General features: G+C 61.4%; 10 protein-coding genes. 1 reads left to right on the forward strand and 9 read right to left on the reverse strand.

Annotated features, from left to right (window positions below):
• Positions 1–101: 101 nt before the first annotated feature.
• The 4 genes from H4V96_RS17025 to H4V96_RS17040 form a co-directional block, all read right to left on the reverse strand.
• Positions 102–1,835 carry a hypothetical protein gene (locus H4V96_RS17025; RefSeq protein WP_196854705.1) on the reverse strand — a complete coding sequence of 578 codons (1,734 nt, stop codon included), beginning with the start codon at positions 1,833–1,835 and terminating at the stop codon, positions 102–104.
• Between the two features lie 141 nt (positions 1,836–1,976).
• Positions 1,977–3,467, reverse strand: coding sequence for an efflux transporter outer membrane subunit (locus H4V96_RS17030; RefSeq protein ID WP_280721065.1), 1,491 nt, complete (start codon positions 3,465–3,467; stop codon positions 1,977–1,979).
• 40 nt (positions 3,468–3,507) lie between these two features.
• Complete coding sequence (locus H4V96_RS17035) at positions 3,508–5,106, reverse strand: DHA2 family efflux MFS transporter permease subunit (RefSeq protein ID WP_196854704.1); 1,599 nt, start codon at positions 5,104–5,106, stop codon at positions 3,508–3,510.
• A 6-nt stretch (positions 5,107–5,112) separates the two neighbouring features.
• The gene (locus H4V96_RS17040; RefSeq protein ID WP_196854703.1) at positions 5,113–6,354 is read right to left on the reverse strand and encodes an HlyD family secretion protein; all 1,242 of its coding nucleotides are present in this window, start codon (positions 6,352–6,354) and stop codon (positions 5,113–5,115) included.
• 144 nt (positions 6,355–6,498) lie between these two features.
• Here H4V96_RS17040 and H4V96_RS17045 point away from each other — a divergent pair, with 144 nt between their 5' ends.
• Complete coding sequence (locus H4V96_RS17045) at positions 6,499–7,218, forward strand: TetR/AcrR family transcriptional regulator (RefSeq protein WP_196854702.1); 720 nt, start codon at positions 6,499–6,501, stop codon at positions 7,216–7,218.
• A gap of 8 nt (positions 7,219–7,226) precedes the next feature.
• Here the strand turns inward: H4V96_RS17045 and H4V96_RS17050 are convergent, their stop codons facing one another.
• The 5 genes from H4V96_RS17050 to aceF all read right to left on the reverse strand — a co-directional run bounded on the left by H4V96_RS17050 (position 7,227) and on the right by aceF (position 12,773).
• A complete protein-coding gene (locus H4V96_RS17050) occupies positions 7,227–8,393 on the reverse strand; it encodes a hypothetical protein (protein WP_280721066.1) in 1,167 nt (388 codons plus the stop codon).
• A 363-nt stretch (positions 8,394–8,756) separates the two neighbouring features.
• Complete coding sequence (locus H4V96_RS17055) at positions 8,757–8,885, reverse strand: hypothetical protein (RefSeq protein WP_261980891.1); 129 nt, start codon at positions 8,883–8,885, stop codon at positions 8,757–8,759.
• Between the two features lie 157 nt (positions 8,886–9,042).
• Positions 9,043–9,171, reverse strand: coding sequence for a hypothetical protein (locus tag H4V96_RS17060; protein WP_261980892.1), 129 nt, complete (start codon positions 9,169–9,171; stop codon positions 9,043–9,045).
• A gap of 157 nt (positions 9,172–9,328) precedes the next feature.
• A complete protein-coding gene (gene lpdA / locus H4V96_RS17065; protein WP_196854700.1) occupies positions 9,329–11,104 on the reverse strand; it encodes a dihydrolipoyl dehydrogenase in 1,776 nt (591 codons plus the stop codon).
• Between the two features lie 10 nt (positions 11,105–11,114).
• On the reverse strand, positions 11,115–12,773 hold the full coding sequence (aceF, locus tag H4V96_RS17070; RefSeq protein ID WP_196854699.1) for a dihydrolipoyllysine-residue acetyltransferase: 1,659 nt from the start codon (positions 12,771–12,773) through the stop codon (positions 11,115–11,117).
• Positions 12,774–12,827: the final 54 nt, after the last annotated feature.

Raw genomic sequence — 12,827 nt, forward strand, 5'->3', positions numbered from 1 at the left:
TATTTCCGCAAGGAAAAACTGGCAACGTTCCCTCAATAAAGATGAAAAAAAACCGGTGCAGCAGCACCGGTTTTTCACCCTCGGCATGGCCGAGTTCAGGACTATTTCTGCGTCGCTTGCTGCAGTGCGCGGGCGGTGACGAATTGCGGACGGATATCGTTAGGCACCACCTTCATCTTGTCGAGCGCCACTTGTACTTCAGGGCGTATCACCACGTACTTACTCATCATTGCTTGCGCGCGCGCATAGTCGCCGGTCGCCTCGATGCTCAAAAATTCACGGTCCAGGTCGATCACGGCTTGCTTGATCTTGCCGAAATCAACGCCGAACTTGCCGTTCCCCAGGGAAACAAAACCGCCCTTGTCGAGGATGTAATTGATCTGGATAGCCATGCCGCGCGCATGCGAATCGGTCAGGCCGAAATGCAGGGTACGGAAACCGGAGGCGAGGAAAGTGTTGTACAGCTTGCGCTCGGCCGCCTCGCCCTGGCCCAGGGTATCGTTGAGTTGTCCTTTGTCCATCATGTAGCGCAGCGCGTACAGGCCCGTGATGTCGGCCTTGGCTTCTTCGATGGTGGAATACGCTTCCTTCAAGTCCTGGCGCGGCGTGGAAGGCTTGCCGTCGACGACGGTGGCATGTGGGCCCAGGCCATGCATGATTTCATGCGCAAGAATGTGCGTGAAGAAGGAATTGAAATCCACGTCCTGCTGCGCTTCGGGTGTCAGAACCAGCCTGGAAATCGGCATCAGGGTGGCCTTGAACTTGGCTTCCTGCACGTTTTTCAGCATCACGCGCTTGGAACCGCGCGCGCTGATGATGCGCTCGTCGTTGGGCAAGTTGTAGGCGGCTGTCTGCACTGCCATGTTGCCGTCGCCCGCGCCATACACCTGGTTGACGACCACCATTGGTGCCAGCGCGCCCACTTTCGGGTTGCGGTACCGGGCGTCCAGCGGCAGGTTGTCTTCCAGCTCCTGCATGTGCTTGGCGAAGAAATTGAGCTTCTGCGTTTCGGCCTGGTCACGGATATTCACATACGCTTCGAACGCGGCCTTGTAGCCAAACAGTTCGTCGTTATACGTTTCGTACGGACCGATGGTGATGTCGACCGGCGAATCGAGGTCCATCCAGGCAAAGTCGGATGACAGGTAATCGTTGTCGAGGAAAGCCTTGGCGCGCAGGGTAAGGAATTTCTTCAGGGAGGCATTGTCCGTGGCGGCCGCTGCTTCGTCGAGCAGCTTGGCCAGCCGTGTCAACTCCACCTTGTACTCGTCCGAATACTTGAGCGTCTGATATTTGCCATCCTTGCCCGCGCGAATCGTCGTGAAGAACCATTGCGCCTGCTGCTTGTCATCCGCCGACAAGCCATTCATCCACGTTTCCAGGCTGGCCTTGGTGGCGCCCGGAGGATAGAAATTGCCCGCTTCCAGCTTGTGCGCGGGAATGGCGATGCCCGCATAGCTGGCCGGCATGAACGTGGCGTGCGCGTCGAGTACCGACCACGGCCCCTTGTTGATCCAGAAATAGTTGAGGCGCGCCTGGCCCAGGGCTGATTTATCCTTCTTCAAGGCGGCCCACAGCGCTTCATTACCGGACCAGCGCTGGCGCAGTTGCAGCACGTCAACCAGCTTGGCTGCTTCGACCAGTTTGGCGATGGCCCGGCGGTCGCCGAGGGACAGGTGCGTGATATCGGCGCTCAGCGCAACGGGCGCATAACGGGCGCTCATGGCAGTCAGTTGTTGCGCCGTGGCCGGGGCGGCGGGTGCGGCGACTGGCGTTGCAGCGCCAGCGCTGCCGACGGCGGCAGCCATCAACAGGGGAATCAGGAGTTTTTTCATGGCAGTCTCGGTTAGATTTTTCGCAGAAGCGGCCGGCGCGACTGGCGCGCTACCGCTTTCTTGCTCAGCCTGCGATTGTAATCGACCTGCCCGCAAGGCACGACCATGAGCTTAGCCAACCCGGTAACGTCGACGGCGTCCTTAATTGGCCTTCGCCGCTGGCGCAGACGCCAGCTTCGCCAACTCGCCATCCGGCTGCCAACCGGCGCCCAGGGAACGGGCTACGGCGACACTGGCCAGCAGGCGCTGGGTTTTGATCTGCACGGCGGCGCGGTCCGCTGCCAGCGAGCTGCGCTGGGCGTCGGTGACGTCCAGATAAGTCGAGATGCCGCGCTCATAGCGCGTGCGCGCCACCAGGTAGGCACGCGCGGCGGCGGCCTGCGACAAAGCCTGGGCATCGCCCTGCAACTGGCGCTGCTGCACGTCGGATAAAGCGTCTTCGACCTCGCGCAAGGCCGTCAGCAGCTTGCTTTCGTGATTCGCCACGGCTTCCGCATAGCGCGCCTTGGACAGATCCAGGTTGGATTGGTTGCGGCCAGCGTCGAAGATGGGCAGGGACAGTGCCAGCGGGCCGAAACTGAACTGACGCGAACCGCCTTGCGCCAGGTCGCGCAGTTTTTCGGATGCATAGCCGAAATTGCCCGTCAATTGCAGCGATGGGTAAAACGCGCCTTCGGCCACGCCTACTTGCGCATTCGCCGCGCGCAGGTTCGCCACGCTGGAGACCAAGTCCGGGCGATGCGCCAGCAGGCTGGCCGGCAAGCCGACCGGAATGGCGGGCGGCAGTGGCAAGCTGGAAGGCTCGGCGGCCAGCGGCAATTGCAGCGCCGACGGCGGTTTGCCCGTCAGAGTGGCCAGGCTGTTTTCCAGTTGCTGGCGCTGACGCTGGACTTCATGCAGGTCGGCTTGCGCGTTCGACAGTTCGACTGTCGTTCGCGCCAGGTCCAGCTCATTCGTCAGGCCCGCATTGAAGCGTGCTTCGACCAGCTGTGCCGACTCGCGGCGGGTGTCGAGCGCACCGTTCAGGATGGCCATTTCCGCATCCAGCCCGCGCAGCTGCCAGTAATTGCTGGCCACTTGTGCCGACAGCATCAGCAGCACCCCGTCGCGCTCTGCCTGCGCCGCCAGCGCCTGCGAGTCAGATGCTTCGACCATGCGTTTCACGCGACCGAGCAAGTCGACTTCATACGACAGCGAGCCGCCCACGGAAAAATTATTGCCGCTGATGGAGCGCTTGCCCAGAGCCAGGCCCTGCGAGGTGTTGGCCGAGGTGCGCGAATTCGAGATGCCCGTGCTGACGTTGACGTTCGGGCCCTGGTTGGCGCGCGCCGTACCGCTTTGCGCCAGCGCCTGCAGCAGGCGCTGGCCGGCCGCCTTCACGCCGGGATTGTCCTGCAGCGCGCTTTGCTCCAGGCGGTCCAGGGTGGCGTCGCCGTAGATGCGCCACCACTGCCTGGGTAGCTGCGCGGCGTCGGCTGCGCCAGCGCCATGGCGGAAAATGCCGTTGTCAACGCCGGCCACATTGGCCGGGGCGGTGAAATCCTGGCCCACGCTACCGCAGGCGGACAGCGCCACGGCAAGGGAAGCGGCCAGCGCGATTTTCGTCAATACTGTTTGCATGATGGTTTGCATGATGATTACCTTCTTGTTCTTGAGGGGCTGCTGTGCGCGGTCAATGACCGCCGCCGCCGGCACCGGGAGCTTTCAGTTTGTCGGCCAGCCACAGCGGCACGATGCACACCAGCAGGATGGTGCCGATAAGGAAAAAGCCATCGTTGTAGGCCATCACATACGCTTCGCGGCGCACGATGCCATCGATCGCCTGCAAGGCTTGGTTGCCGGCCGTGACGGCGTCATAGCCCTTGGCCATGAACGACGACGTCAGCTGGTCGAGGCGCAGCTGCGTGGCGCTGGAATACGCATTGATCGCTTCCCCCAGGCGCTGCGAGTGGAAGTGCTCGCGGGTACTCAGGGCCGTGGCCAGCAGGGCGATGCCGATCGAACCGCCCAGGTTACGCGTCATGTTGAACAGGCTCGATGCCGACGGCATGTCCTTCGGCGCGATGCCCTTCATGGCGAAATTCGACAGGGTCAGCATGACGAAGGGCTGGCCCAGCGCGCGCACCACCTGCGACCATAGCAACTGGTCGTAGCCGGTGGAGGCGTCCATGTAGGCATTCATCAGGCACGAACCGCCGAACAGCAGCAGGCCAAACGAGCACAGGATGCGGTTGTCCACCACGGACGACAGCTTGGCGACGAAGGGCATGATGAACAGTTGCGGCAAGCCCACCCACATGATGACTTCACCGATCTGCATCGGCGAATAGCCGGCGATCTGGCCCAGAAACAAAGGCAGCAAGAACGCCGAACCATACAGGCCCATGCCCGTCACGGCCGATAGCACGGTGGCGACTAAAAAATTGCGCTGGCCGTACAAGGCCAGATTGACGAACGGTTCGGCGCGCGTGGCGCTGGTAACGACCCAGCCCAGGATGCCCGTCAGGGCCAGCGCGGCAAAAATGATGATGAAGCCCGAGTCGAACCAGTCCTTCGAATTGCCTTCTTCCAGGAAGATGGTCAGGCAACCCAGGCCCAGGGCCATGAAGAAGATGCCCAGCCAGTCGGCTTTCCAGAACATCTGGAGCTTCATCGGCTCCTTGTCGAGGCCATACACCATGCCGGCGATCAGCAGCACGCCCGGTACCCAGTTGATATAGAAGATCGAAGGCCAGCCATATAGCTCGGAGAGATAACCGCCCAGAGTCGGGCCCATCGCTGGCGCCAGGGTGGCCGTCAAACCGAAAATGGCCATGCCGACGGCGCGCTTCGACGGCGGCAGCTTGAGCATCACCAGGGTGAACGCCATGGGGATCAGAGCGCCGCCGGTGAAGCCTTGCAGCATGCGAAAGACGATCATGCTTTCCAAATTCCAGGCCGTGCCACACAGAGTGGAGAACAGCAGGAAGAAAGCAGTGGTGCCTATCATGTAGGTACGCAGTCCGAACACGCGCGCCAGCAGCGCGGTAAGTGGAATGACGATGATTTCCGCCACCAGGTAGGCCGTGGAAATCCACGAGCCTTCTTCCTGGGTAGCCGACAGCGAGCCGAGGATATCCCTGAGCGAGGAGTTGGTGATCTGGATGTCGAGCACCGCCATGAAGGCGCCCAGCATGCCGGCGGCGACCGCCAGCCAGGTGCGAGCTGAGACTTTCTCGCTGATCACGGGAAACGCCGGCGATGCCGCCGATGTGATGGAAGGGCTGCTCATGGAAGCTTAGCGGGCGCTACTTTGGGCGGCAGGAGCAGTCGGCGCGACTAGCGCGGCGGCATGACGTGGGGCAACGGCCTTGTCCTGGGCCGACACGGGCTGGTTCACTTCCACTTCGGCGATCACCGACATGCCCGGCACCAGGCGGCCATTGATGGCCTTGATATCTGCCGGCTGGAAGACGATTTTCACCGGCACGCGCTGCACGATCTTGGTGAAGTTGCCGGTAGCGTTATCGGCTGGCAGCAGGGCGAATTGTGCACCCGAGGCAGGCGCGAAGCTATCGATCGTGCCCACCAGTTTCTTGCCCGGCATGGCGTCGATAGTCACGTGCACGCTCTGGCCGCGCTGCAGGTCGGCCAACTGGGTTTCCTTGAAGTTGGCGGTGACCCAGACGTTATCTTGCACGATGGCCGTCAGTTGCTGGCCAGGCTGCACGCGCATGCCCGTTTCCAGGTTGCGCTTGCCGATGCGCCCGGCGACGGGGGCCAGGATGCGGTTGTATTGCAACTGCTGCTCGGCGTCCTTCAATTGCACGCGCAGCACGGCCACTTGCGCCTTGGCCACGTCGCGCGCGGCCTGGGCGGCGCCGATCTGCGCCTTGGCAGCCGCGGCGCTGTCACGGCGCGCGGCCAGATCGGCCACGGCACTGGAGCGGGCCGCGTTGGCGGCGTCCAGCTCCGCTTTCGAGACGGCTTTCATCTGGCTCGTATACAGCTGGCCATAACGCTCGGCATCCTGTTTCGCGCGCAACAATTGTGCGTCCGCTTGCGCCACTTGTGCCTGGGCCGCGCTTGCTTGCGCTTGTACTTGCGCGATCTGCGCGTCGGCCTGCAACACTTGCTGCTCGGCGCTGGCAATCTGCGCGGCGATCTGCTCGGTTTTCACGCGCTGGTCGAAGGGATCGAGTTCGGCGATGACGTCGCCCTCTTTCACCATTTGATTGTCGTCGATGAAAACCTGGGTAACGACGCCGGAAATGCGCGCCGAGACCGGGTGCACGTGGCCGGAGACATAGGCGTTTTCCGTTTCCACGAAATAGTGGCTGCGGTACCACATGCGCGCACCGGCACCCAACGCCACCAGGACAATCAGGCCGGCAATGATTTTCACGCGCTTGTTCGGCGCTGCGGAGCTGGCGGAAGCGGCCGACGCAGGCGGGGCGGCAGGTGCAGCAGATGCGGCAGATGCGGCGGGTGGGACAGCGCTCAGCACCTTGTGCTCTGCTTGGCCTGGCTGATTGGACATACTCGCTCCGGAAATGAAATTATAGAGGTTCATTATTGGACAAAGAAATACCAAAGTCAAGAAATGAAACGATTGCATTTCATTTTAATTTACACTACAGTACAAGCCTGCACTGACCTTACAACTGATAAAAAGACCCAGACCATGTCCGATCCCGGCCTCAGCGAACCCTTGCCCAACGACACAGCATCCGACGCCGCCACCGAGGAGCCTTCCTGCTGCGGCAAGCCGGCCGGCAGGCCGCGCGCAGCCGACATGGAAGCGCGCATGGAAAACCTGCTGCACACGGCTGGCTGCCTGTTTCTGGAAAAAGGGTATGGAAAAGTAAGCCTGGAAATGATCGCCCGCGAAGCCCATGTGGCAGTGCGCACGATTTATGTGAAATTTGGCGGCAAGGCCGGCTTGTTCAATGCCGTGGTGGAACAGCGCCGCGCCGCCTACTTCTCGACCATGCCCGCGCTGGAAACGGATATGCGACCCTTGTCCACCATCCTGGGCGAGTTCGGCTTACTGTTCCTGCAACTGGTCACGACGCCGGCGGCGATTCGCCTGCATCGCATGGTGGTGGCCGAAGCGGCCACACAGCCGGAACTGGCAGAAACGTTTTACAAGGTGGGACCGGGACAGACACGCGACATGCTGAGCACGTTTTTCAGCCGTCCCGACATCGCGCCGCTGTTTCGCGCGGAGTTGACGCCATCGATCCTGGCGCTACACCTGCTCAATTGCCTGCTCGAAGATCAGATGTCGCGCCTGCTGTTTACGCCGCAGACGCAAGCCGATGTGGTGCAGCTGCGCGCCAAGGTAGCGCTCAGCCTGGACCTGTTCTTGCGCGGCACCTTGCGCCAGCCGCACGTGGCCTGACGCGCGATTCAGCCGGGGCGGCCACCCTCTTCTTGCATCGCCGCTTCCGCACGCTCATCGCTGAAGCCCAGCGCACGCAGGAAGGGCTGGGCCGCCGACGGGCAATCAAGACCGAGTGAAGACTTACTTCCATCAAGACGCCCGGAACCATAGCACCTCAAATCAAACGAAGTTTCAAAGCGCTGCGCCAAGAAATAGGTACGGAAGTAATCGATGGAAAACGCCACCTGGCCATCGACCAACAGCAGCAAGCCATGCGCATGCAGCGGCGCCAGCCAGTCCCTTGGCGCCACGTTCCAACCCTTTACGCCACAATAATCGCTGGTAAAACGCTGCAGTTCCGCTTCGCCGAGAAACACAGTCTTGGCTTCGAACATCACGAACGCCAGTTCGATCAGGAATGCGCGCACATCGGCAGCCACGCCGGCATCCGCGCCCTGCTGCGCGTCCGATTTACCCAGCAAGCCGTCAAAATAGGCGCGTTCGCTTGCCAGTTGTGGCAGCAAAGTGGCAAACACATGCTCGGCATCCAACTGCCCCGTTTCCTGGCCATTCGGCGTGTACAGCACCGACAGCGCGAAGTTCTTGCTCACTTCGTCGAACTCGCGCAGCGACACCGTCCACGGCCTGCCCGGCGCCTCGCCATCGGCCCCGCGCGTGCCGAACTCGAGCACGGAAAACGCCGCCATCTGGCCATGCGCACCGTACAGGCTGCCGGGATTGCTCTTGAACAGAATGCCCAGCGACTTCATCAGTGAACTGGCGTCGCCCGTATGCTGGTGGCCATGAAACACGGCGTGGATATTCTTGTAGTACGCGCGCTGTTCGGCACTGGCGTGCTCATCAGCGGAGAAAAAACTGAAACCGGCATTGCCCAGCGCCGCCGCGCCGCCCTGCTGGCGGCCGCCCGGCACCAGGTAAAAACGCGCACCGGGCAAGCTGGCCGCCCGCAGCAAGGGACGCAGGAAGTATTCGTAGACATACGGGGGCGTCGTGCCAGCACAGGCATCGAGCGCCACCAACTGGCCAGTAAAGAAAATTGCATCGATCTGCTTGCCCGCCGCCAGGATAGCGGCCACATCCTGATGCAAGGCATGCAGCATCACGGCTTGATCTTGCTCATCAGCCCGACGCAAACGGGCATCGGCAATATGAAGGGCGGTAAACTTTTTCATTGTTGCAAAACTTTCTTAGGGCCTGTCCCGCTAGGTAGCGTCTTCTGCCGGTAGTTCATCCGGGGCGCCAGCAAGGGACGTATCCATCTGCTGGGACAGACTCCCAGTGCAGCGGGACTTGAGCGACCCACGCGCTGGCAACATTCCTGGAAAAATCACGCGCTGCTTTTGAAGCAAAAGCAAAACATGGTGACAGAGCTCCATTTTGCCATTTTCCCAGGCAACAATACTCACCAATATTCACATGCGATAGATGCGCCACAGCTTGTCCGCAGCATACGCTGGCGAGGTCAAGGGACATCAAGGGACATAAAAAAACCGGGAACACGTCCCGGTTTTTTTATACTGAAAGTTAAGGCTTTATCAACGCTTGCGCGGTGGCGGCAAGTCCGTGCACACGCCTTCGTACACTTCAGCGGCCATACCGATCGACTCGCCCAGCGTCGGGTGCGGGTCGATGGTCTTGCCGATGTCGGTGCCATCGCAGCCCATCTCGATGGCCAGCGCGATTTCACCACTTCATCGTTCACCTGTCGCCCGCGTGCGTACCGACGATGATGCCGCCTATGAGATGTTTAATCATAGTTGGATAATAAAATCCCCGCAATCGCTTGCGGGGATTTTAGTGTTACGACACAGCGCTACAACATCAACGCTTGCGCGGTGGCGGCAAGTCCGTGCACACGCCTTCGTACACTTCAGCGGCCATACCGATCGACTCGCCCAGCGTCGGGTGCGGGTGGATGGTCTTGCCGATGTCGGTGCCATCGCAGCCCATCTCGATGGCCAGCGCGATTTCACCACTTCATCGTTCACCTGTCGCCCGCGTGCGTACCGACGATGATGCCGCCTATGAGATGTTTAATCATAGTTGGATAATAAAATCCCCGCAATCGCTTGCGGGGATTTTAGTGTTACGACACAGCGCTACAACATCAACGCTTGCGCGGTGGCGGCAAGTCCGTGCACACGCCTTCGTACACTTCAGCGGCCATACCGATCGACTCGCCCAGCGTCGGGTGCGGGTGGATGGTCTTGCCGATGTCGGTGCCATCGCAGCCCATCTCGATGGCCAGTGCGATTTCACCAATCATGTCGCCCGCATGCGTGCCAACGATGGTGCCGCCGATAATGCGATGCGTTTCTGCGTCGAACAGCAACTTGGTAAAGCCTTCTGCGCGGCCATTGGCCACGGCGCGACCCGAGGCGGCCCACGGGAAGTGGCCCTTCTCGACCTTGATGCCCTTGGCTTTCGCTTCGTCTTCCGTGATGCCGGCCCATGCCACTTCCGGGTCGGTGTAGGCGACCGACGGGATCACCTTGACATCGAAATGCGACTTCTGGCCGGCGGCAGCTTGCGCCGCCACGTGGGCTTCATGCACGGCCTTGTGCGCCAGCATCGGCTGGCCGACCAGGTCGCCGATGGCGAAGATATTGGGCACGTTGGTGCGCATCTGGCTGTCGACGTTGATGAAACCACGCTCCGTCACTTGCACGCCGGCCTTGTCGGCGGCCAGCTTCTTGCCGTTCGGGCTGCGGCCCACGGCGACGAGCACGAGGTCGTAGATTTGCGGCGCTGGCGCAGTAGCACCCGCTTCTGCCGCTTCGAACGTGACCTTGATACCTTCCGGCAACGCCTCGACGGCGACCGTCTTGGTCTTGGTCATGATGTTGTCGAAGCGCTTCTCGTTGAACTTCTGCCACACCTTGACGGCATCGCGGTCGGCGCCCTGCATCAGGCCATCCATCATTTCGACCACGTCGATGCGCGCGCCAAACGTGGAGTACACAGTCGCCATTTCCAGGCCGATGATGCCGCCGCCGATGACCAGCATGCGTTTCGGGATCTGGCGCAATTCCAGCGCACCCGTCGAATCGACGATGCGCGGGTCTTCCGGCACGAAAGGCAGCTTCACCACGGACGAACCGGCGGCGATGATGGCTTGCTTGAACTGCACGACCTTTTTCGAACCGTCGGCTGCCGTCACTTCGATGTGGTTGGCGCTGAGGAACTGGCCCAAGCCCGTCACCACTTGCGTCTTGCGCGCCTTGGCCATGCCGGCCAGGCCGCCCGTCATGTTCGAGATGACGCCTTCCTTGTACTTGCGTACCTGGTCGATATCGATCGTCGGCTTGGCAAACGTCACGCCCGTGTTGGACATATGCGCCGTCTCGTCGATGACGGAAGCGACATGCAGCAACGCCTTCGACGGGATGCAGCCCACGTTCAGGCACACGCCGCCCAGGGTGGCGTAGCGCTCGACGATGACGGTCGACAGGCCCAGGTCGGCCGCGCGAAAGGCCGCCGAATAACCGCCAGGACCACCGCCAAGCACCATCATGTCGATATCGATATCGACCTGGCCGCTGTAATTGCCGGCCGGGATGGCGGCGGCGGCTGGTGCGGATGGTGCGGCTGGTGCAGCAGCTACTGCCGCTGGAGCCGGCGCCGGTGCGGCAACTGCCGCGCCTTGCGTCGCCTCTACCACCAGCAAGGCGCTGCCTTCGGCAATCTTGTCGCCGACCTTGACCTTGATTTCCTTGACGACGCCTGCGTGGGTCGACGGAATCTCCATGCTGGCCTTGTCCGATTCGACCGTGATCAGCGACTGGTCCAGCTTGATGGTGTCGCCGACCTTGACCATCAGTTCGATCACTTCGACTTCCTTGAAGTCGCCGATATTCGGTACTTTTACCTCTACTGTGCTCATGAATCGCTCCTTACAGCAGAATTTTGCGCATGTCGGCCAGGACTTCGCCGAGGTACACGGAGAATCGCGCGCCCATCGCGCCATCGACCACGCGGTGGTCGTAGGACAGCGAAGTGCCCATCATCAAACGTGGCTGGAAGGCCTTGCCATCCCATACCGGCTTGATCGAGGCTTTCGACAGCCCCAGAATCGCCACTTCCGGCGCATTCACGATAGGCGTAAAGTGCGTGCCACCGATGCCGCCCAGGGACGAAATGGTGAAGCTGGCGCCCTGCATGTCAGCCGGTTTCAGCTTGCCTTCGCGCGCCTGCAGCGACAATTCCGTCATTTCGCGGGCGATCTGCGAAACCGACTTCTGGTCCGCGCCCTTGATCACCGGCACCACCAGGCCATTCGGCGTGTCGGCCGCGAAGCCGATGTTGTAGTACTGCTTGAGGATCAGGTTTTCGCCCTTGGCGTCCAAGGACGCGTTGAACGCGGGGAATTTCTTCAGTGCGGCAACCGAGGCCTTGATGACAAAAGCGAGCATGGTCAACTTGGCCGCATCCTTGTTCTTCGCATTGGCCGCGTTGGTATCGACACGGAACGCTTCCAGGTCCGTCACGTCCGCTTCGTCGAATTGCGTGACGTGCGGGATCATGACCCAGTTGCGGTGCAAATTCGGACCCGAGATTTTCTTGATGCGCGACAGCGGCAGCAATTCGGTCGTGCCGAACTTGCTGAAGTCCAGCGACGGCCATGGCAGCAAGTCCAGACCCACGCCCGAACCGGCCTTGGCGACAGGGGCAGCATTGGCAGCACCTGGCGCAGCAACAGCGCCCGACATCACGCCCTTGACGAAGTTCTGCACATCCTCCTGGGTAATGCGCCCTTTCGGACCGGAACCGCCCACGCGGGCCAGGTCCACGCCCAGTTCGCGCGCGAACTTGCGGATCGATGGCGACGCGTGCGCCAGCTTGCCGTTGACGGCAGGTGCTGAAGTAGCGGCAGGCGCGGCAGCAGGGGCAGCGGCAGGCGCCGAAGCAACGGCGGCGGTTGGCGCGGCGGCAGCTTGCGCGGCCGGTGCAGCAGGGGCAACAGCAGGAGCGGCAGCGCCACCGGTCGTTTCCACGACCAGCACCAGCGAACCCTTGGCAACCTTGTCGCCAACCTTGACTTTCAATTCTTTCACGATACCGGCGTGGCTCGATGGAATTTCCATGCTCGCCTTGTCCGATTCGACCGTCAGCAGCGACTGGTCGACCTTGATCGCGTCGCCCACCTTGACCATCAATTCGATGACTTCGACTTCCTTGAAGTCGCCGATATCGGGCACGGTCACTTCGACCAGACCGCCGGCGGCTGGCGCAGGGGCGGCGGCAGCTGTGGCGGCAGGTGCGGCTTCCGCAACTGGCGCGGCTGCCGGTGCAGGCGCAGGCGCCGAGGCGTCGTCCGCCACTTCCAGCAGCAGCACCAGCGAACCTTCGGCGATCTTGTCGCCCACGTTGACTTTCAATTCCTTGACGACACCGGCGTGGCTCGATGGAATTTCCATGCTGGCCTTGTCCGATTCGACCGTGATCAGGGACTGGTCTAGCTTGACCGTGTCGCCTGGCTTGACCATCAGTTCAATGATCTCGACTTCCTTGAAATCGCCGATATCCGGGACTTTGACTTCCACAATGCTCATAGCTTGCTCCGTTATTTTATTTGTCAGATGGACCCGCACACACGCCAGGGCGGC

Source organism: Janthinobacterium sp. CG_23.4 (assembly GCF_029892305.1).
In the GTDB taxonomy this organism is placed as follows: domain Bacteria; phylum Pseudomonadota; class Gammaproteobacteria; order Burkholderiales; family Burkholderiaceae_D; genus Janthinobacterium; species Janthinobacterium lividum_D.